Below are 21,191 nucleotides of genomic sequence, written 5' to 3'. Positions count from 1 at the left end.
TCTCTCCATTCTTTTGTCTATTCGCAGGTAACGAGTAGTCCCTGTTCCGCCAGTCTTTCGAATTCATAGGTGTAATCAGGTAAATTGCCCAAAGCAAATCGGACCTGTTCGAAGCGTTCATGGTTGAGCGCATACATGACCCACTGTCCCTTTCTCGATTCAATAACCAAATCCGCACTCTTTAATCGACTCATATGTTTTGATACTGCGGGCTGGGAAATCCCGAAGATGGGAACCAGTTCACACACACAACAGCTGCGTAATTGGAGCAAGCTGATAATTTTTAAGCGTGTTGGATCTGCTAGTGCCTTCAAGGCATTTACTACTTCTTTGGTATCCAATTCTTCACTACCTCCTTTCCTTTCAACAACCTTATACTATTATAACCATATGGTTATTTCAATGTTTATTGTTTTGAATCTGCTTGAGGTAGTCTTTCAGCATGTACCCCTTCACTAAGCACTAACAACTGACACATAGTTAGAAAAATCTTTTTCAATGAATCGCCTCCTGTCACCAATAGTTTCCCTTTTTTCCACCAATGCATGAAATTTTGATTGGCGGTACCTTACTTACTTTGCACGTGGTGTCAGCGACGCTGGTACTCCCCTATTTATGAAACCAAAAATTGGGGATGGATTTTAAAGCATATCCCAGAAAATGAAGGGAAGAATAACACTTGAATTTCAGATACGAATGCCCTGGCCCATGTGCATCCGGGTTCGATCATCCTAAAGCCCGCTGCCAGGAGAAGTAGAGAGGATTTGACGGGCACTATTCAGGGCTGCCCGATCTCATTAATAAACTGCGAAACGGCAGCGTTAAGCTGGTGACGATTCCTGGACTTACCAGACCTTCCAGAGGTACGTGAGCATGAGAAAATCACGAAGACCATGCGGCAACATAATTGTTTTCGCTGCGCTGATCCTTTACTTCCTAATTCCTTGTTGTCCTGCCATGGCGGAAAAACCGGGTTCGGTGCAAAAGGAGCGATTTCGCGCCTACGAAAACGAAATTTACGACTTAATCGACCGTGGCCTCAAACCGCTTGAAAAACTGGAAAATAACGATAAGCTAACAGCCGCGCTTTCATCCGCAGGGGAAGCATTCGGCAAAACGTCGAGCGACTTTTCAAAAGTAAAAGTTCCCGATGAATTTCCTCAAGAAACTAAAGAAGTCATGAAGGAAATCAATCATTATTTTGCGATGGGTTTATCGGGCGTTGGAACAAAGCATGGGCTTTTATTCCCAGTACCTAAAATACCGTGAGCCCGGGTCGTTCAAAGCGTATTCCGTGAAATACCAGGAAGGTTTTAGCTTCATTGATGGAGGTTTAACTTCTTTAACCACGCTAAAAATGGGGCTGTTCCCGGAAGAATTTAAAAACGTTTGGGTGCTGGTTAAGAACCGACTTTACGATTTGCGACATCCAAGGTAATCGGTAATAATTGCCCGGTTTGGGCCAGTAGAAAGCGAGGCGGGAAAAAACCGCTTCCCGCCTCGCATTTGCATACCTACAAATGTTCAAATTAGACTTGTTTTTTGAGATTCGTTGATGCAGAAATAACCTTTAGGGGGCTCCTAGCGTGCTGCGTTTATTTCTGTTAGCTGGACTGTCCATCATCATTGGATTGACACCGTTAAAAGGTTACGCGTTTCCGTTGGAAAAGGATAGTGATAAAGAGGAAATCACCCAGTTTTTAACCCAGTTGTATAAAGACCGCAACGATTTCCTCGTCAATCAACGGCCGGAAACAATAGAGAAGTATTATATAAAGTCCGAACGCGCGAGCCGATATGCTTATCAAATGGAGTTACGGCGGGCAAAATACCTGTATTCCTGGGCGGAAAAGCGCGGGCTTCGCCTTGTTGCAGCTGAACCATTTATTCGTATCGGTCGTCTCAAAAAGGACGGCGATCTAGCGACAGTCACCTTGGTCCAATCGGCCAAAATAACTTATGAGTACAAAGCATCGTACCTTCCCTCGCAATCGTTTGGAGTTGGTACCCGGCATGCCCTTACCATTAAAAAGATAAATGACGGCTGGCTCGTAAAAAAAGAATGGTATTCGGACCCCTTGGAGGAAAACCCGGATTTAATTTCGGATACCCCGGCTGGCTTTCCCCATCTTTCCTCGGTTGACTATACGCCTAAATCAAAGGGACGATATAACCGAGAGCGTGCGGTTGCTTATGCGAACAAATATGCGGGTCTGGCTTGGGGAGCCGGAAATAACAATCGATACAACAAGAAATATATGGACTATACACCTCTTGGTGGAGACTGCACGAATTTTACATCTCAAGTTCTTGGAGATAAAAAGGAGGGCGGTGGCCTGCGGATGACGGGCACATGGGGGTATTGGGGAGGCGGAAGCCATGCCTGGGTGCAAACGGATGCGTTCGAACATTTTCTGCTTTACTCTGGATATGGAAGATTAATTGCCAAAGGAACGTTTACAGAGATCACCCAATCAAGCGAAAAACATCCGGATGGAGCCATTGCAAAACTGTTGCCAGGCGATGTAATTGGTTATTCGCTTGACGGAGATACGGACCATTTTTCAGTCATTGTCGGGCACGATGTAAACGGGTATCCTTTGGTGAACTCCCATACCGCCGACCGGTACCGTGTGCCGTTTGACCTCGGTTGGGACAAAAATACGAAGTATCTTTTAATTCATATTAACGATTAGACGATAGGGGCGTATACCTTCATAACCTTGTTCATATAATTTTGGGACAAGGTTATTTGGGGTGAGAATATGCAGCTTCCCGCCTTCCTGAAACAAACAGTGCTACGTACTGGCGCTATTTTTCTTGTTAAAGCCATCGGACTTGCAGTTCGTATTCCGCTATATCGGCTGCTCGGCTCGGAAGGAACTGGTATTTACCAAATTGTCTATTCAATTTTTGGATTCGCACTCACCCTCCTCACCGGCGGCTTTCCGACGACATTAGCGTTAATGACGGCTAAAGATCTCAAACGCGGGTCACAATTGTTTAAAGGTTTCATTATCCCATTCTTCATTTTGGGTGTTGGGTCCGGTTTGCTTTGCTACACTACAGCTCCTTATCTCGCCTATTATCTCGGGGATAGCCGTTTGACGTTTCCTATCCGTTGTCTTGCACCGGCATTAATGATTGTCCCTTTATTGCAACTCCATCGCGGTTTTTTGCAAGGGATCGAGTCTTACGGAGAAGTTTCGACTTCCGAGTTGATTGAGCAAGCGGTTCGAGCCGGCACGATGCTCTTGCTAGTTGTGGTTTGGATGAAATATGGCATTTACGCTGCGGCCGGTGGGGCCGCCTTCGGTGCGTTTACGGGAGCTTTTGTTGCATTATGTTTTCTTTGGTTATGGCAATATAACAAAAAACCGATGTTTTCTGGTACGACTAACAGGACATTTACAGATTCAATTCGCTGGTCCGTTTTCGGGCCTGGAATATTCTTCTTTCTTAAAACATCCTTTGCGATTACATTAACTCGTTTGGTAACGCCAACATCCGACCTTCTGGATGCACTTATTATTCCTGCCCGCCTACAGAAATCGGGCCTGAGTCAATCAGATGCCGTCGGCGTTTTCGGAGAAATAACGGGAATGGCATCGATAACGGCATACTTGCCCACAATCCTAACGGCGGCATTATCATATACGGTTGCCTCAAAACTAACGGCTAATTGGCAAAATAAAAAAAGGAAAAATTTCCTTGAACGTTCAAACATATCATTAGAAGTTGGATGGTTCTGGGGTATTGGTTCTACGGTTTTTCTCCTTTTTTATGCAGATGAGCTATCCATACTCATTTTCGGCAACGAAGGGGCCGCTCAAGCAAACCGCTATTTGTCTTTTGCCCCCATCGTTGTGGGCATGAGGGAACTAACGACAACAATTTTGTGGGCAATGGATCAAAAAAGCGCGCCCTTGATTGGCTCAATTCTAGGTCTTATATGCTCGGCGTTTGCCGCTTATTATTTGACGGCCATACCCGGTTTCGGTTACGCCGGTGCAGCGATTAGTGTATTTACCTTTGAATTCATTCCCTTGATTTGGAATGTAGTCATGGTGCAAAAACGATGCAAAGGAGCTTTTCCCGTAACCAACATAGTTAGCGGCTCGCTTTTTCTTCTGGTCATCGCTTTTTTTTACACTCCGTTCGACGCTCTTTTATTGCGTGTTGGCCTTGATTCGGCAATCATCCGCTCGCTTGGCGGTACGCTATTTTTTACCATTTGCATTTTTCTGTATATATTCTTCCGTTTTCGGAAAAAGACAGGAGGTCGTTAAAATCAGAAAAGAAGGTGGCATGGAATGACAATGGTTCCGGATACATATTTGCGAACTACTGAGGCGAAAATATCCCTACACATACTACCCATAACAGGTGAACGCAATGAAATGGCTTTTTTCGCTTATCGTAGTAGGAATGATCGCAATTACCGCAAGCCAGGCCCCTGCCCATGCTGATAAGGAAATTTACATTAACCTGTGGAAAAGGACACTAGAACTAAAGGAAAACGGTAAAGTCATTAAAACGTACCGTATTGGAGTTGGTACAAGGGACACCCCATCCCCTGTAGGGGTTTTCGAAATTGTCGATAAAAGGAAAAATTGGTTTGATGGTTTTGGACCTAGGTGGATGCAGCTTAATGTTGGGTGGGGAACCTTCGGAATTCACGGCACCGATAAACCCTATTCGATTGGCGGATTCGTAAGCGAAGGTTGTATTCGCATGTTTGATAACCAGGTAGAGGAGCTTTACGACCTTGTTAGTGTTGGTACGAAGGTTACCATCGACGGGCCTTTAACCGGACATCCCGATATCACATACCGTATTTTAGTCAAGGGTTCCCGGAGTGCACTCGTGCAAATCGTCCAAAATCGCCTTCAAGCGGCCGGTTATTACATGGGAGAATGCAACGGTCAATTTGATCGTTTAACGAAATCGCGATTACCCAGTACCAAAAAGATCATGGCCTCAAGGTTACATCCCAAATCCATTATGAAGATTTGCTTCACTTGGGAATAGAGGAATAGGCAGCTTGCAGGATCAGTTCGCGGACAAAGCGGTTATGTAAACAACGTATTCTGGTATTATTGCCGCCTTCGCCCCCTGCCAGAGTGGGGCAAGGAGGCGGACAAATCTGGGGATCTTTAGTCCCTTCAGCGAGGTGCGACCCGCTTCAAGAACGATCCATAGTTAAGCGGTTCAGTCATCGTGCGGCAGCTTTCAACAGTTCCATAGTGGTTGGCGCTGCGCCGCTACAAGAATCCAAAGGAGCTTCACAAGCTTCCATTACAACTGAAAAAGAGCTACCCACGGACGGGCGCTCCTGATCAATTTATTCTATTGTATAAAGATATTTTTCGTAACGTTGTTCAAGCATACAGCATAAAGAAACTCACTTCATGCCCAAGCTGCTTCAAATAGTTATAAAGCTGAGAACGATGATGGAACAGATGCGTAACCGTTTCAATTTGCCATTTAACCTGCACATATCCCTGTTCCAAATAGAAGGCTTTTGTCGATCGGTGCAGATAGTCCTCTTCACTAAGCGAAACGATATAGTCTTTGTAGATTTCAAAATTTTTTCTAAGGCTTGCAGCCAACTGCTCAGGATCGTCGATTCCGGAAAGGCTTTGTTCGACCGCACTTACCTCTTGCTCGGATTTCTCCTGCATAATGGCAAAGTCCGAAGCCGGAATCAGCACCAAATGATGCACCAACTCCAGCAGCGAGCGCATATCATCCTGCGGGCGGTATGACCAATCCTCCGGACGTATCCGGCGGATCAGCGCCTCTCCGGTTCGTACTCCGGTCTCCAGTTCATTCAGCAGATGATCCCGAATTTGCAGCGTTCCGTTCATCTTGTCATCTCTCCTTCGCCATTCGTTATGATGATTCCAGTATAACGAATGGCTACATACGGGTATTGTAAAAATCGGACAACCTCCGGCGATATTCGGCTGCCGCTGTATGTGGAGAACCGCCGTAAAATCTGCGAAAATCGCAAATCAGATGCGCCCGGTCGAATTAACTGTGCCGGAGAACAAGCTCTGCCGAATCCACCGTTTCGCCACTTTGAGTGCTGTCCCAGCACAGACTGGAATCGGACGACCTCGCTGAACTTCTTGGGACTAAGCCCGATCCATTGCCCGAACTTGCGGTTCAGCTGCCTTTCGCTGACCGCCTCTTGTTCGGCAAGCGCTCGGACACGCAAGCTCCCACCGCTAACAAAAATGCAATGCAGCGCATTTTTCATCAAACTATAATCCTCCTTTCCGGGCCGTAGCCGCAGCAAATGCCGGTACAAATATTCGTCCATAATCCGTATCTTCTTGTAATTTTGAATAAAAACGAGCCTAATGAATCTTTCTTAGGCTCGTTTTCGTATAAATCGGATTAATCCATTTTGAATACTACTCCCTGTCCGTGAACATTGTAATACGTGAGGAGGGATACAATGATTAAATCCGTTATCTGTGCTATTGGTTTGTATATAGCTGGAGATCTAATTAGCAATATGAATGCAGATTCATTGTTAGCTGAAAGGTTATCCTCAAAATATCAGGCTCCATATCAGAATCTCACTACAGAAGATAAGGGAATAAAATTCTCTATCAAGGATATTATATACGATCATCAACAGTTGCTGATAAAATACACTGCAGAAGGAGAAAAAGCTGGAGGCATTCATTTCAATTCGGTAAATTTATCGGTAGAAGGTAAAGAGTTAGAACTCGGAAAGAGCGCATCCTATTCTCAGGGAAGAGGAGAAATTAGAATCCTTACCAATAATTCATTACCGAAAACATTTATGCTCCGGTTGGAGATTAGTCAGCTGGGGGATACAGTGGGGAAATGGATTTTAAATGTTCCTGTCTCCACTTCTGAATTCGAACAATCTATTGTTCATTATGAACCTATGATTACTAAAAAGTTCAGGGATGCCTCATTTGAAATTAAAACTGTTCAAATATCACCGCACACAACAACTATCTCCTACACCGTCGTCTTCCCCAAATACGATGATAAACGCACTCTGCACATATTTGTTTATGACAAAAACGGGATTCCGTTTGAACCTATAGGCGGTGAAATTAAAACGCTGAAGAACGACGGACAATGGGTAACCCAAAAGGATAACAGAGTATTTATTACTCCAAAGAACAAGCCGGATTCATTAACATTAAAGGTTTTTGATAGTCAGCTTAAAGGGACATCCAAAGAACCTTTAGCGACTATTGAGTTAAGCAAGTAATTGATTCTAACCAAAAGACGATGCTAAATTCCTTTAGCACCGTCTTTTTCATTCGAAATCAAGCTCATTACCTAATGGGTTTTCGAATCAGATTGTGCAGTTTTTCGTTCTTCTTCTTCGCTCCATGCCCTACTTCCACTTCCCGAAACTTATTCTGCTATCTTACGATGACATAAGCCGTTCGTCGGGCCTCGTTTTCGATTTCTTCTCGCTGTTCTAGTCTGACCTATGATGCACTAGTAAAATGAGAATAAGAATAATCGTTTTATTAAGGTTCCCTACAGTTTCACCATTCAGGCTCAACGTTAAGTATAATTTTAGATGGTGGTGTGTCTTGTTTTGGGATGGTTACTGGTAGTGAAACAGAGCAGAGTAAAATAGCAAAAGCAAGTGTAGATAATAGTTTTTTCACGGGATATTCCTCCCCTATTCGTTTGCTTCATTATGGCAGATCTTATCAATTTTTTCCATATGTTCAAAAGATAAACTTTTCCCACTCAGTCGATGATGCCTTAAGAAAAGACCTATACATTGCATTGCTTTTTCAGAATCGCCTAGCTGTCGATAGTAGGTAATGCTTTGAAGCAAGCTGTCAAAACCTTCATTCGTCAAACCTGCGGAGAGCTGACACACACCTTTTCGTTTGAAGTACCTTGCTGCAACTTTAATACGATATGGATGAATATTTATGTTTGCGGGCAAGAAATCTGCTTCTGAATCGATCAGCTCTTTGATCAAATCGTTTCTGCCGATTTCCAGGTAGACCTCGAGAAGATCACTGACAACAGAAATACGCCTATCACGTTCCGCTTCCTGAAGGCACTCTTTGTAAAGTTGTATCGCTTCCGCAAATCTCCCTCTTTTTGTGTAGAGGACTGCTCTGAAGTGTTTTTTTCTGAAGTCAGCATATCTACTATTCTCGTACTCCTTTAAGCAATACTCTGCAAGAATCAGATCGTCCAATGAAATGTATGCGTTGAACAGTGTTATCAAAGCGTAGGCTTTCTGGCTACTATCTGCTTGGTCTTCCCGTATGCTCCTTCCACAAAAATCGATGCATTCACCGTGATAGTCCAAAATATCAGCATGAACTCCCATCCGGTAATAATAGTTAATCCGCTCATTTGGCTGAAGAAAATCCATGTAATGCAAATTCTTTTCCACGACGGTATGTTTCCTCGAAACGTATAAAATCATCTCGTTCCAGCAAGTACCTCTCGTAGAGGTTTTTTGCTAGATAATAGGGAATCCCGTGCTTCCGGGTGTAATCAATAATCACTCCATACAAAGCAAGCCTGACATCCCGATCCTCCACCCCTTTCGTTACTTGGAGAAGATGATCTAACGCTAGAAGAGTATCCATTCTCGGTGTTTCGAGCAGCCTTAGAGCCGCTTTTTGAACAAGTGTCTCGCTGTTGAGTGCAATCGATTCTTCTAACAATAATTTAATTTTAGTTGGTTGTTCTGTTGTACTTAAATAAATTCCAATTGTTTTCGTATACGGAATATTGAGTGTACTTGCGATCTTTTTCCAAACCATAAAACTGGGTCTTTTCGTCTCCCCTGATTCAATCTTTGAAAGCGATGCCTTGCTTACGCCTGTCCGTTCAGCCAGTTCGCCTAAAGATATATTTTTTTGTTGCCGATGATATAGTACCAATTCTCCAATCGCTTCTATGCTCATTAATATCCCCCTAAAAAATTCCTTTCAAGTTTTTTTATGATATCACACCATCACGAGAATGGTAATAGTTTCCTAAGTAATTAAATCCCAAAAATGTAATTAGTTGATTTTCTTCTTTGATTATTGCTGGAGCCATTTTTATGTGATATTATTAAGTGGCCTCTATAAGAATTAAAGGAGGTGATACTATGTGCAGAACGATACAACTATTGGCCTTTCTCTCATTCTGTCTAGTACTGCTTAAGATCATGTAAGCTTACCCATTGGACTACAGGTGAAATACCCGTAGTTCCGATGCCGGGAAATATAAAAATAAATGAAACAGTCTCCATAAGGGAGATTTTTTTACGTACTTTTTAGTTCACTGATTATTCTGTTAATTCAATCGGCTTCATTTAATTTTTCGGCAACTACTACCTGCAAAGCTGTGGCTGCTGATCCCTTGAACCTTACGAGAGTAACAATGAACGTTATAATTGCAAGTAAAGGTAGCAATTGGTCATTTGCTTCTAAAAATAACCTCTAATACCTTATCATGGCAGATATATCCCTTTCACTCTTTCCCAGTTACTTTTTTCATCGCTTCTTGAAGGTTCTGTAAATCAGCCAAAGCATCTTTTTTTCCTAGTCATCAGGCAATTTATTAATTTCATTTTCTTTTTCCGATTGAACTTTGCACGCTGCTTCACCTTGTCGTGGAAAGGATGGTGAATAAGCAGAAAGAGGAAGTGTGACCTTCCTCGGGACTGACCCCATAACGTAAGACAAATTAAAACACCTTCAAGAGAATGCGACCATGTCGTAAGATATGGGGACAACTTGGAGGTGTTTTTCTGTGGCAACGAGAGTAAGCTATCCCGCGGAAATTAAGCTAAAGGCTGTTGAAATGAGGATGGCGGGCGTATCAGTGAGTGAAGTAATGGAACATCTTTGTATCAAGAACAAAACGCAGGTGGATACATGGTTACGTTGGTATAGAAACGGGGAAATTCACCGCTTTGAACAACCAGTAGGTAAGCAGTACACATATGGAAAAGGGCCAGAGGTTACATCTGAAGTTGAAAGATTGAAGCAGGAAAATCGCTTCTTAAAACAACAATTGGATGTCTTAAAAAAGTACAAGGAGTGGGAAAGGAGGTGTCACCAGAAGCAGTAGTCCAGTGGATGGATTCCATAAAGGGAGAGGTCTCTGTACAACAAGCGTGCCTATGGCTGGGCGTTGCTCGTTCCACCTACTATCGGTGGAAAAATCAAAGGAATACACAACCGGTTTCAAAACCACTCGTCACACGTATTCGTGAGCTGTGCTTAGCACATAAATTTCGCTATGGATACCGAAAAATCACAGCACTTTTACGCCGAGAGATGCAAGTGAATCATAAACGAGTGCAACGGATCATGAGAGAAGAAGGCTTGCAATGTCGAGTGAAAGTGAAAAAGCGAAAGGGAATCGGACAACCATTCCAAGTAGCTGATCATCTTCTAAAACGTGATTTTCATGCGGAACAACCATTGCAAAAACTAGTTACGGATATTACTTACCTGCCTTTCGGCAGCAAAATGCTGTATTTATCTAGCATCATGGACTTGTACAACGGCGAGATTATCGCCTACAGTATTGGAGACACACAAGATACCGGTTTGGTTTTAGATACGTTGTATCAGTTGCCCACAGTAACGAGTTGCATGTTACATAGTGACCAAGGTTCCGTTTATACATCCAAGGCATTTCAACAGGCTGTAAAGGAAAAGGGCATTACCATGAGCATGTCCCGTAAGGGTACACCTGCTGATAATGCCCCCATAGAATCGTTTCATTCCACGCTAAAGTCTGAAACGTTCTATCTTGAAGACTTTACCTGTACAACGACGGCCATCGTTGCACAGATTGTTCAAGACTACATTCATTACTATAACTCAATTCGCATTCAAACGAAACTAAACAACCAGTCACCGATTCAATTTCGGCAACTGGCTGCTTAATTGGCTAAGGTGTTTTGATCCCTGTCCTACAGACGGGGGGCAGTCCCCTCCTCCCGTCGCTTATTCCATGTGCTTTTTTATTGCCCCAGCTTTGCTTTCAGATCCTTCAGCTTTGCTTCCGCATTTTCTTTGGTGATCGTATCGAGTCCGCTGTCAATGCGCTGTTCCACCGGCTCGCCTTTAATCGCCGCCAATGCATTTTTCACGCCAAGGTAGCCCATGTCATACGGCTTCTGCGCAACCGAGCCGAACAGGATGCCTTTGTTCACGGATTCAACCGCCTCAATGATTCCGTCGACACCGACGACAGGGATTTTCAAGCCTTTTGCTTCTGTGGCGCGCACGGCTCCCAGCGCCATCTCGTCATTGGCGGCAACGACCGCTTTGACATCTGGGTGCGCTTGCAAAATGTTCTCCATTACGGAGGTAGCTTTTACCCGGTCCCAGTCAGCCGACTGCGAAACCGCGATTTCCAGCCCGGCTTCCGTCAGCCCTCTTTTCGCTCCGGCAATCCGCGTCTCGCTAGCATAGGTCCCGGCGATTCCTTCGAGAATAGCGACTTTGTCCCCTTTGTTAAGCTGCTTGGCGACAAGCTGTGCGGCTGTATAGCCTGCCTCATCGTTATTGGTACCGATATAAGAGGTTTTATCCTTCCAGTTCGGCACGTCTGTGTCGATCAACAGAACGGGGATGCCTTTCTGTTTATACTTCCTCAATACCGGGAGAGCGGATTCCGGCTGAGAAGGCATCAAAACCAGCGCATCCGGCTTTTCATTCAGCGCCGTTTCGATCATGTTTACCTGCTCTATGACTTGCGATTGATTGGAAGGAGCGATCACCTTTCCATCTACGCCGAACTCTTGAAAAGCGGCTTTTGCTCCCGCTTCCATGAATTTAAAATACTGCGCGCTCAGCTCCATCAAGACAACGGTGACTTTTGGCTTGCCGTCAGAAGACCCTTGCTGATTTCCGGCCGTCGCTCCCGTGCTATTGTTTGCTTGCCCAGCGCAGCCTGCCAGAACGGAGAACATCATCATCAAAATCAATGGAATCGCAATTCTCTTTTTCATAGGAACCCCCCGTGTGCTCATTCTTTTTTGCTATAGCCGACATACGTCTTTGGAAAACCTCGACCGACCATGCTCCCTCCTTCTCAACCTTTCGTAGTTTGAATAAGCGCTTAACCATTTCTCATAAAAAAATGGATAGAACATAGATTTCAGCGTGTTAAAACAGGCGAACATCTCCGTTTTTCAGCGCTTTCTGGCCGGTGAAGCTGTCTCGTATGTTTGGTTAAGCGTTTTCTTAATGGCATTATAATACAGACCATTCCCGAGTGTAAACACTTTCATTTTGAAAAATCAAAATCGAAAGACTACTCACCCTGAGACGCCTACCCCAAATCGAGACAAGCGTCAAGACGCTGGCAGCCCGGCAAGTGCGGCTTCCTGCGCCGATGTAACTGAATAATCTGAATTTCACTCCGGCTGATCGGACGCTACTTGCACAGTTGTACCTGTCCGAAACGACTTGGTAGCCGCCTCCGCGATTTGCAGAGCGATTTTGGCATCGGCTGCCGATACCGCTGGCGCTTGCTGGTTGCGGATGCTGTCCACAAAGCTTTGCAATTGCAGGCAAAAAGCATCTTTGAATCTGGTCGGAAAATCGGGAATGAGATCGTGCGTTTTGCCTTTTGCCGTCATGATTTTCACATCGTGGTGCCGCAACGAGCCGATCTGGATCGTCCCTTCTGTCCCCATAATCTCCCCGCGTATATCGTAGCCGTAAAAGGCGTTGCGGCTGCCCTCTATATCTCCCATTGCCCCGGAGTGAAAAGTCAGATGAGTCAACGCCTGGTCGACATCGTTGCATTCCTCCAGAAAAGGATGCGCCAGAATGCGGCCAAACGCTGTGACCGAAGCGACCTCAGAACCTATCAGATATCGGGCGATATCGTAATCGTGTATGCACAAGTCCAGAAAAATCCCGCCGCTATGCTTCATGTAGTCAAGAGGTGGCGAACCGGGATCACGGCCGATGCCTTTAAAGTAGATCGGCTTGCCGATATCGCCTGCTTCCACCCGTTTTTTCGCCTCGGCATAGGCAGGATCAAATCTTCGCATAAAACCGACCTGGCACATGACGCGGTGCTCGCGAATGATGCGAATCGTTTCCTCTGCTTCTTCTGATGTTTGCGTGATCGGCTTTTCGACAAAAATATGCTTGCCGCTCTCTGCCGCCCGTTGGATCAGTTGTTTATGCGTAGCAGTCGGAGTAGCGATGATGACAGCGTCAATCTCGAGATTATCGAAGATATCATCAACAGAGTTGGTCGCTTGTCTGACCCCGAGCCTGCTCGCTACGGCTTCGGCGTGTTCCTTGCGGGTAGCGGCACAGACAGCAAGCTCTGCTCCTTTTACGCTGTTGACCAGATTTGCGGCATGGGAAAGGCCAGCCCGACCAAGTCCTACTACGGCACAACGGACTGTTTCGGCCATCCGTCAGTCCCCCTTTTTGTTATCGAGTGCTGGAGCTGCCGCTTCGCCCAGAGAATGGATACAACTCCCCTTGAGGATCAGCTGAGGCCAGCCATCCGGCCCTAGAGCAGCTCGCATTCAAGACAGGTGATTCGTACAAGCAGCCTGACCGCGTCGAGCTTTGTAGCTTTTGTAGCATTGACGGCTCCTTCCTTTATTTCCCCAGCAGCCCTTTCGCTTGGGCGAGCTTTGCTTCGGCATTCTCCGGCGTAATGACGTCAATCTCTGTCACGATTTGCTTTGGCACCGTTTCTTTGCGAATGGCTTTCACCGCATTTTCAACGCCCTTGTAGCCCATATCATACGTTTTCACCGCGATTGAGGCATCCATCGAGCCTTTTTGGATAGATTCAATCGCCTCGATGATGCCATCCATTCCGATGACGGCTATCTCTTTGCCCTTCGCCTCACTCGCACGAATCGCCCCAAGCGCCATTTCATCGTTTGCGGCGACCACGCCCTTAATATCCGGGTGGGCTTGCAAAACGTTTTCCATGACCGATACCGCTTCCACCCGATCCCAGTTCGCAGCCTCGGAAGCGGCAACGATCATTCCCGCATTTTCCAGCGCCTCTCTCGCTCCTTGTACGCGCTTGGCGCTGGTCGGAGTGCCGGAAATCCCTTCGAGAATGGCTACTTTGTCCCCCCTGCTCAGCTTCGCTGCCAATGTTTCACCCGCTTTTTGTCCGCTCAGCGCATCGTCATTGCCGATAAAAGTAGTTTTGTCCTCCCAATCCACGTCGCTGTCCAGCAGCACAACCGGGATATCTTTTGCTTTGTACTTCGCCAACGCCGAAACGACAGCAACAGGCTGGCTGGGAGTAAGCACCAGCCCATCGGGGTTTTTGTTCAGCAAGTCTTCAATCATGTTGACTTGCTCCATCACCTGTGTCTGGTTCGAGGGAGCCATGATCGTCCCGTCCACGTTGAAATCATGGAACGCCGCTTTTGCCCCCGCCTGTATGAACTGAAAATATTCACTGTTCAGCGACTTCAAGACGACGTAAATTTTCGGCTTTTGTTCACCGGGACCCGTCTGCGGCTGCTGCTGGGTCGAGGAACCTTCCGGACTGCCAGGCTGCTCCCCGCATGCTACCAGGCTTAACAGGACCAAGCTTGAAAAAATGGCTTTCCAAATCTTCTTTCTCATCGTCCGCTCCTCCGCAACGCCTTCCTATTTTTTGGCCGAACGCTGGCGCAGGACATCGACGTACACGGCAGCGATAATCACAGATCCGATAACCACTACTTGCAAATCGGAGGTCGTCCCCAGCAAGTTCAAGCCATTTCGCAGCACAGCGATGATGAGCGCCCCGATCAATGTGCCCCATACCGTCCCCACGCCGCCGAAAAAGCTAGCTCCACCGATAATCACCGCGGCAATCGCATCCAGTTCATACGACAGACCGGCAATCGGCGACGCCGAATCCGTCCTTCCGATCAGGACAAGGCCCGCCAGACCAGCCATCAAGCCGCTTAGGGTGTAGACGAGAATCAGAATCCGGTCCACAGGAATACCAGCGAGCCGGGCCGCTTCCTTGTTGCCGCCGATCGCGTATATATACCGTCCCGTCGCTGTGCGCGTAAGAAACAGATGGAAAAGAATATACGTAATAATCACGAGAATAAAGCTCACGGGAAAAATCCCGATGTTTTCATAGCCCGCGTAGTTGATGATGAACGGGAAGCCGAAAATCGGAGAGGCTGCTGTGATGATGAGTGCCAGCCCGCGAAAAATATTCATCGTTCCCAATGTGGAGATAAAAGGATGCGGCAATCTCAGTTTGGTGAGCAAAACCCCGTTGAACCATCCGCCGAGCGCTCCGATCGCGAGACAAAGCAAGATCCCAAGCAGCGGGTGCATCCCCCAGTTCACCACGAAAATCCCTGTCGTGGTAATCGCCAATGCCAGCAAGGAACCGACAGACAAATCAATTCCCGCTGTTAAAATCGGCAAAAGCATTCCAATTGCGAGCAACGCATTGATGGAAGACTGCCGAGCGATATTCATTAAATTTTCTGCTTTCAAAAAATTTGGGGAAAGAATGCTCAGGCACACTGAAAGGATGAGGAGTCCGAGCAAAGCCCCAAACTTGCCGACAAACGTTTTCCAATTCAAACTCAGTGTCTTGCTGGCACTTGTCCCTGTGGTGACTGTCACAGAGTTGGACTGTTCCTTCATTTTCTATCAACCTCCTGTTGCTGCTTTCATGATTACTTCTTGCGTCGCTTCCTCCCGTTGCAGATCGGCGGTGATCCGACCGTCGCTCATCACGAGAATCCGGTCGCACATCCCGAGAATTTCCGGCAAATCCGACGATACAATCAGCACACATGCGCCCAAGTCCACTAGGTCATTGATTAAGTTGTAGACCTCTACCTTTGCTCCCACGTCAATGCCGCGGGTAGGCTCGTCAAAAATAAAAATGCGCGCCTGGGTGAAAAGCCACTTGGCGATGACGACTTTTTGCTGGTTCCCTCCGCTGAAGTTCCGCCCCATCAAATTGATATTGTTCGGGCGAATCTGCAGCTCGCGGACGTACTTTTCCGCTACTTCCTTCATCTTTACCGAACTCAGCAGCCCGTTGCTTTTGACTTCGCGCAAATTGGCGATGGACGTATTGAAAATAAGCGACTGGTCGAGAAACAGCCCTTCCGTCTTCCTGTCTTCCGTAATGAAAGCAAATCCCGCCTCGATGGCATCGCGCGGCTGACGAATCACAGCCTCTTTCCCGAAGACGTAGACCTTGCCCGTCTCCTTCGGCTCCGCTCCGAAGATCGTTTTCATCAGCTCGCTGCGACCAGCGCCGACCAATCCGGAAAACCCGAGAATCTCGCCCTGATAGGCAGCAAAGCTTATCGGGTGAGAAGCCCCTTTCATCTTCAGGTTTTCGATCCGCAGCGCTTCCTGTCCCCGGGTAAACGTCTGTTTCGGATACTTGTTATGCAGAGAGCGGCCGACCATCAGTTCGATCATCCGATCAATGGAAGTCGTGCTGACATCCACCGTTTCGATTTTTGCCCCGTCCCGCAGAACCGTGATCCGGTCCCCGATGCGTTTTATCTCTTCCAGCCGATGGGAAACGTAAATGAACGTCATGCCCTGCTCCCGCAACGACTCGATCGTCGCCAGCAACTGCTCGGCTTCCTGGGCGCTCAAGCTCGATGTCGGTTCATCCATAATAATCAGCTTGGCATTCAAAGAAAGCGCTTTAGCAATTTCCACTAATTGTTGCTGTCCGACCCCCAAACTGCTCACCAATGCATTCGGGTCGATGCTTTGCCCCAGCTTCGTCATCAATTCCTTCGATTTTTCCCGCATGTACTTCCGATCCAGAAAAGAGTAGCGACCATGCTTTTTCTTTTCGTGTCCCAGAAAAATGTTCTCTGCCACCGAAAGATGTGGAATCAGGTTCAACTCCTGATAAATCGTGGCAATGCCGATATCAATCGCATCGCTCGGCTTTGCGATCTCGACCGGCCTGCCATCCCAGCGAATTTCCCCCTTGTCTTTCGTGTAGGCTCCGGTCATGATCTTGATAATCGTTGATTTTCCTGCGCCGTTTTCCCCGAGCAGGACGTGCACTTCCCCTTGCCGAACGTCCAGATGAACGTCGTGCAAGACCGTCACACCGGAAAATGCTTTGTTAATGCCCTTCATTTCCAGCAACGCCAAGGTCTTCACCTCCATTTTTTCAATTTGGATTGATTAAATGGACACTTTTTTATCGAGCTTGACTGTCTTCGCTGTTTGAAACGACTCGGTAGCTGCCGCTGCGATCTCAAGGGCGATTTTTCCGTCTGTTTCCGTGCATGCAGGCCGTTCTCTCTTTTGCACCGCGTCAATGAAATGAATCATTTCCAGTAGGTAGGCGTCCTTGAATTTCGTCGGGAAATCCGGGATGATGTCATGCGTACTGGCATTGGTAGTCAGCAAAAGCACATCGTGGTGGCGAAGCGATCCGATTTGAATGGAGCCTTCCGTGCCGATGACTTCGCCGCGTATATCATAGCCGTACGGAGCGATCCGCATTGTTTCGATGTCTCCCGCCGCTCCCGAAGCAAAGGTCAGGGTGGTCACCGCCTGGTCGACATCGTGATAGTCATTCATGAAGGTGTGCAAGAGCACATTCCCCGTCGCTGTAACCGATTCCACTTCCGTCCCCATTAAAAAGCGGGCGATATCGTAGTCGTGAATGGCGACATCGAGGAACAGCCCTCCGCTGTGCTTGATAAACTCTGCGGGCGGGCAATTGCCGTCGCGGCTCACTCCTTTAAAGTAGAGCGGCTTGCCGATATCCCCGGCCACGATCCGCCTTTTTGCTTCCGCGTAAGCCGGATCGAATCGGCGCATGAATCCTACCTGGCAAAAAACGTTGTGCTTGTGTAGCACCTGAATCACTTCGTCTGCTTCCTCCACGGTTTGGGTAATCGGTTTTTCAACAAAGATTTGTTTTCCGTGCGTCGCCGCCTGGGTAATCATCTCCGCATGAGTACTCGTAGGTGTGACCAAAACTACCGCGTCGATATTTACGTCCTCAAATACTTCGCGAGGGTCTTTGGACCAGCCTGGAACCCCCAGCTCTCTTGCTACCTGTTCCGCGCGGCCTTCCAACGGGTCCACTACTTTTACAAGCTGGGCACCTTTCACTTTTGTCGCAAGGTTTTCTGCATGCCAATATCCGAGTCTTCCTAATCCGATTACTGCCGTGCGCACTTGGCCGCTCATATTTATTCCTCCATCATCGTTTTTTGTTAAAATGTTTTCTCTCAGGGTTTTAAGGTAACCGCTTACCTTAAGTTTAAATGAGGCTTAATTGATTTTCAATTCAAATTTGTTCGAAAAGATATTTAATTCGAAAATTTTTTATTACGCTAGATTTACCCACTTGCCCGAGCGGATTGATTCATAGCAGGCTTCGATCACTTTCATGTTTTGCAAGATGCTCTCCCCGGAATAAAGCGGTTGGGAGCCGTCCAGCACGCATTGGGAAAAATGCTCAACTTCCAGCTTGTACTCGTTCCCGCGCACTTTTTCCACTCTGGACACGCCATCTTCTTTTTCCACAATCACGATGCCTTCCCCATCAAAATACTCGGGCAAATTGTAAGAGCGCGGCACCTGGATCGTCCCATGCGTCCCCACAATCTCGTACCGTTCACGGCGCACCATGTCAAAGCTGCAGTCAAACGTCGCCAGCATCCCGTTGTCCAGCTCCAGCATCCCGACGGCCGACATGTCCACATCAAATTCCGGATCGCGCGGGGAGTGGACGTATAGCCGTTTCGGTTCGCATTGCAAAATATTGCGGATGGAGTGAATGCAGTAGCACCCGATGTCGTACAAACTGCCGCCACCGAGCTGCGGGTCCAGACGGTAATCGCGGCTCCGGTCTTCGATCCGAAAGGTAAAATTGGCGCGAATCAGCCTGGGCGTGCCGATCTCGTTGGCCATGAGCAGCTCTTTCACCACTTGGTGCTGCGGATGGAACTGGTACATGAACGCCTCCATCAACAGCACCTGCCTGCTTTGGCAATGCTCGATCATCTCTTTTGTTTCCGCCGCATTCAGCGCGATCGGTTTTTCGCACAAAATATGCTTTCCTTTGTCTGCCGCCTTGAGCACCCATTCCTTGTGCATGCTGTTCGGAAGCGGAATGTACACGGCATCCACCTCAGGATCATCCAGCACTTCCTCATAGCTGTTATAGACGCTGGGAATATTGAATTTCGCAGAAACTTCCGAAACTTTTTCGTTCTGGCTACCGATGGCGACAACCTCGGCGTTGTCCGCCACCAGAATAGCCGGAATCATCGTGTTTACCGCGATTCTGGCCGTGCTCAACACTCCCCAGCGCACGCGTTTTTGCCTCATCTGTGCTCCCCTCCCCTTCTTCTTTCCCCTTCGTTTCAAGCAGGCCATAGGAATCCCCATGGCCCGCTTACTTCGCTTACACCGTTTGCGTCATCATCCATTCATGGTCGGCATCGTTGGTAAATTTCCAGGTGCGCACTGGCCCCGCCATCGTATTCAAGTAGTACAGGTCGTAGCCGGGAGGTGCCGATACGGGATGGTAGCCTTTTGGCACCAGCACCACATCGCCATCCTTGACCACCATCGTCTCGTTCAGCGAGCGGTCGTCCGTGTACACGCGTTGCAAGGCAAAGCCGTTCGCCTGCTTGATGCGATGGTAGTACGTCTCCTCCAGATACGCTTCATTGGGCAGGTTCTCCTGGTCATGCTTGTGCGGTGGATAGCTCGACCAGTTTCCGTTTGGCGTGTAGACTTCGACAATCAACAGGCTGTCCGCCGGCTGATCCTCAGGCAAAATGTTATGAATGCGGCGCAGCGTTTTACCGGAGCCGCGCATGTCTACCCGAACGTCTTTCGGCGCGATCAGTCTCGCCTCGTACGTGCCTTTGCCCGGAGCAGTGCACACGGCGATCTCGGCATCTGTCAAGGCTTCTACCTCATACTGATCGCCAGATGGCACGTAGACGGCATAGGGCGGGATTTCTTCGAAAATGTGCATGCGCTGCCCGATGTTGTTCCACTTCTGCTGCTTTGTTCTCGCGTTGGCATACCCGCTGAGAAGCACGATGCACACTTCCTGCTCCCCTGTGTCCATGCTGATTTTGTCGCCTTTGGCAAGCGTGTACACCTCGAAGCCTACATAGCCCCAGTTTGCCGATTCCGGTGTGACCTTGACCACGCTTTTCTCCTGGTTTGGTTGCTGGCTGGGAACGATCAATTTAGACATTTTCCTTCTCCTTTCGCTGCAAAACTTCCTTTGCCCCTCGGACGATATCCTCGACGGCAATCTGGTATTTTTTCAGCAGGGCGTCGTTTGGCCCGGACTCCGAATTGAGATCGCGCACCCCGACTCTTGTCATCGGCACGGGCTTGTGCTCTACCAGCACCTCAGCCACAGCGCTGCCCAGCCCGCCGTAGATGCTGTGTTCTTCTGTGGCGACAACCGCCCCTGTCCGTTCAGCGGCCTCCACGATGGCTTCCACATCTATCGGCTTGATGGACGGCAAGTGCAGGACACCCGCCTGAATGCCTGCTGCGCGCAGCAGGTTCGCAGCCTGAACGGCGCGGCCTGTTTGCGTCCCGGTTGAAATGATCGTCACATCCTGTCCTTCGATTAGCTTGACGCCTTTGCCGGGTGTAAACGTGTGCGTTTCTTCCGCAAAAAGGGTCGGCAGCGGGTCGCGCGCCAGCCGAATGTACACGGGACCGTGGTAGTCGCGGGCGAACTCCATCACCTTTTTCACTTCGACCGCGTCCGCCGGAGCCAGGACGACCATGTTAGCCAGACTGCGCATGATCGCGATATCTTCCAGACCTTGATGCGTTTTTCCCGTGCATCCGGTCAGCAAGCCGCTGTAGGCACCGATCATTTTCACGTCCAGCTTCGGCTGGGCGATCGTCACGGCGATCTGGTCCAGAGAGCGTTTCACAATAAAAGCGGCAAACGTGCACACCCACGGCTGCAAGCCGACTGTTGCCAGCCCGGAAGCGACTCCGAGCATGTTCTGCTCGGCGATGCCCATCTGCAAAAATTTGGCTGGATTCCCCTCCGCTACTTTATCCAGCCTGGTGGAGGTCGCCAGGTCGCCATCGACTGCGTACACTCGCGGATCGTCCTTCGTAAATTGCAGCAATGTTTCGCCAAACGCATCGCGCATGGCTACTTTTTTATCAAGCTGTAATTGCATC

At 48.0% G+C, this 21,191-nt stretch carries 21 protein-coding genes; 6 read left to right on the top strand and 15 right to left on the bottom strand.

The genetic code is table 11. The features are described from left to right. Window positions 1–17: 17 nt before the first annotated feature. Window positions 18–341 (bottom strand): ArsR/SmtB family transcription factor, encoded by a 324-nt coding sequence (locus NDK47_RS11390; protein ID WP_251874930.1) that lies wholly within the window; start codon window positions 339–341, stop codon window positions 18–20. Between the two features lie 532 nt (window positions 342–873). Here NDK47_RS11390 and NDK47_RS11385 point away from each other — a divergent pair. The 4 genes from NDK47_RS11385 (at window position 874) to NDK47_RS11370 (ending at window position 5,031) form a co-directional block, all read left to right on the top strand. After that, window positions 874–1,269, top strand: a complete 396-nt coding sequence (locus NDK47_RS11385; RefSeq protein ID WP_251874929.1) for a hypothetical protein — start codon at window positions 874–876, stop codon at window positions 1,267–1,269. A 317-nt stretch (window positions 1,270–1,586) separates the two neighbouring features. Then, window positions 1,587–2,696, top strand: coding sequence for an amidase domain-containing protein (locus NDK47_RS11380; RefSeq protein ID WP_251874928.1), 1,110 nt, complete (start codon window positions 1,587–1,589; stop codon window positions 2,694–2,696). Window positions 2,697–2,765: 69 nt separating this feature from the next. Then, window positions 2,766–4,289 (top strand): oligosaccharide flippase family protein, encoded by a 1,524-nt coding sequence (locus NDK47_RS11375; protein ID WP_251874927.1) that lies wholly within the window; start codon window positions 2,766–2,768, stop codon window positions 4,287–4,289. 106 nt (window positions 4,290–4,395) lie between these two features. Continuing rightward, entirely contained in the window at window positions 4,396–5,031 is a 636-nt protein-coding gene (locus tag NDK47_RS11370) for a L,D-transpeptidase family protein (protein ID WP_251874926.1), read from the top strand. A gap of 350 nt (window positions 5,032–5,381) precedes the next feature. Here NDK47_RS11370 and NDK47_RS11365 read toward each other — a convergent pair whose 3' ends face one another. Together NDK47_RS11365 and NDK47_RS11360 are read right to left on the bottom strand one after the other, a co-directional pair. Then, window positions 5,382–5,870: a DinB family protein gene (locus NDK47_RS11365; RefSeq protein WP_251874925.1), complete on the bottom strand. Its 489-nt coding sequence runs from the start codon at window positions 5,868–5,870 to the stop codon at window positions 5,382–5,384. After that, window positions 5,867–6,265: a helix-turn-helix domain-containing protein gene (locus NDK47_RS11360; protein ID WP_251874924.1), complete on the bottom strand. Its 399-nt coding sequence runs from the start codon at window positions 6,263–6,265 to the stop codon at window positions 5,867–5,869. The genes NDK47_RS11365 and NDK47_RS11360 overlap by 4 nt, the downstream gene beginning before the upstream one ends. A 201-nt stretch (window positions 6,266–6,466) precedes the next feature. Between NDK47_RS11360 and NDK47_RS11355 the strand changes: the two genes are divergently transcribed. Next, on the top strand, window positions 6,467–7,264 hold the full coding sequence (locus tag NDK47_RS11355; RefSeq protein WP_251874923.1) for a DUF4179 domain-containing protein: 798 nt from the start codon (window positions 6,467–6,469) through the stop codon (window positions 7,262–7,264). A gap of 286 nt (window positions 7,265–7,550) precedes the next feature. On the opposite strand, the gene NDK47_RS27650 is transcribed toward NDK47_RS11355, so the two are convergent. The 3 genes from NDK47_RS27650 to NDK47_RS11345 are packed head-to-tail and all read right to left on the bottom strand — an operon-like array spanning window position 7,551 to window position 8,948. Then, entirely contained in the window at window positions 7,551–7,676 is a 126-nt protein-coding gene (locus tag NDK47_RS27650) for a hypothetical protein (RefSeq protein WP_256481484.1), read from the bottom strand. 14 nt (window positions 7,677–7,690) lie between these two features. Beyond that, window positions 7,691–8,428, bottom strand: coding sequence for a hypothetical protein (locus tag NDK47_RS11350; protein WP_251874922.1), 738 nt, complete (start codon window positions 8,426–8,428; stop codon window positions 7,691–7,693). After that, window positions 8,385–8,948 carry a helix-turn-helix domain-containing protein gene (locus NDK47_RS11345; protein WP_251874921.1) on the bottom strand — a complete coding sequence of 188 codons (564 nt, stop codon included), beginning with the start codon at window positions 8,946–8,948 and terminating at the stop codon, window positions 8,385–8,387. Before NDK47_RS11345 ends, NDK47_RS11350 begins: the two co-directional genes overlap by 44 nt. An 835-nt stretch (window positions 8,949–9,783) precedes the next feature. Here NDK47_RS11345 and NDK47_RS11340 point away from each other — a divergent pair. Continuing rightward, a protein-coding gene (locus NDK47_RS11340; RefSeq protein WP_251870624.1) for an IS3 family transposase occupies window positions 9,784–10,931 on the top strand; the annotation gives its coding sequence in 2 pieces (ribosomal slippage) (window positions 9,784–10,054 and window positions 10,054–10,931; 1,149 coding nt in all). A gap of 77 nt (window positions 10,932–11,008) precedes the next feature. Here the strand turns inward: NDK47_RS11340 and NDK47_RS11335 are convergent. The 9 genes from NDK47_RS11335 to NDK47_RS11295 form a co-directional block, all read right to left on the bottom strand. After that, entirely contained in the window at window positions 11,009–12,001 is a 993-nt protein-coding gene (locus tag NDK47_RS11335) for a sugar ABC transporter substrate-binding protein (protein ID WP_251874920.1), read from the bottom strand. Window positions 12,002–12,409: 408 nt separating this feature from the next. Next, window positions 12,410–13,429 carry an inositol 2-dehydrogenase gene (gene iolG, locus NDK47_RS11330; protein WP_251874919.1) on the bottom strand — a complete coding sequence of 340 codons (1,020 nt, stop codon included), beginning with the start codon at window positions 13,427–13,429 and terminating at the stop codon, window positions 12,410–12,412. 193 nt (window positions 13,430–13,622) lie between these two features. Further along, window positions 13,623–14,618: a sugar ABC transporter substrate-binding protein gene (locus NDK47_RS11325; RefSeq protein ID WP_251874918.1), complete on the bottom strand. Its 996-nt coding sequence runs from the start codon at window positions 14,616–14,618 to the stop codon at window positions 13,623–13,625. Window positions 14,619–14,642: 24 nt separating this feature from the next. Continuing rightward, complete coding sequence (locus tag NDK47_RS11320; RefSeq protein WP_251874917.1) at window positions 14,643–15,650, bottom strand: ABC transporter permease; 1,008 nt, start codon at window positions 15,648–15,650, stop codon at window positions 14,643–14,645. Window positions 15,651–15,656: 6 nt separating this feature from the next. After that, complete coding sequence (locus NDK47_RS11315; protein ID WP_322112089.1) at window positions 15,657–17,153, bottom strand: sugar ABC transporter ATP-binding protein; 1,497 nt, start codon at window positions 17,151–17,153, stop codon at window positions 15,657–15,659. Between the two features lie 24 nt (window positions 17,154–17,177). Then, a complete protein-coding gene (gene iolG / locus NDK47_RS11310; RefSeq protein ID WP_251874915.1) occupies window positions 17,178–18,197 on the bottom strand; it encodes an inositol 2-dehydrogenase in 1,020 nt (339 codons plus the stop codon). Between the two features lie 141 nt (window positions 18,198–18,338). Further along, on the bottom strand, window positions 18,339–19,343 hold the full coding sequence (locus NDK47_RS11305) for a Gfo/Idh/MocA family protein (protein ID WP_251874914.1): 1,005 nt from the start codon (window positions 19,341–19,343) through the stop codon (window positions 18,339–18,341). A 76-nt stretch (window positions 19,344–19,419) separates the two neighbouring features. Then, complete coding sequence (gene iolB / locus NDK47_RS11300; RefSeq protein ID WP_251874913.1) at window positions 19,420–20,229, bottom strand: 5-deoxy-glucuronate isomerase; 810 nt, start codon at window positions 20,227–20,229, stop codon at window positions 19,420–19,422. Next, the gene (locus NDK47_RS11295; RefSeq protein ID WP_251874912.1) at window positions 20,222–21,190 is read right to left on the bottom strand and encodes a transketolase family protein; all 969 of its coding nucleotides are present in this window, start codon (window positions 21,188–21,190) and stop codon (window positions 20,222–20,224) included. The genes iolB and NDK47_RS11295 overlap by 8 nt, the downstream gene beginning before the upstream one ends. Between the last annotated feature and the right edge of the window lies 1 nt (window position 21,191).

This window comes from Brevibacillus ruminantium, from assembly GCF_023746555.1.
GTDB lineage: Bacteria > Bacillota > Bacilli > Brevibacillales > Brevibacillaceae > Brevibacillus > Brevibacillus ruminantium.
This window is presented reverse-complemented; position numbering and strand designations above follow the sequence as displayed.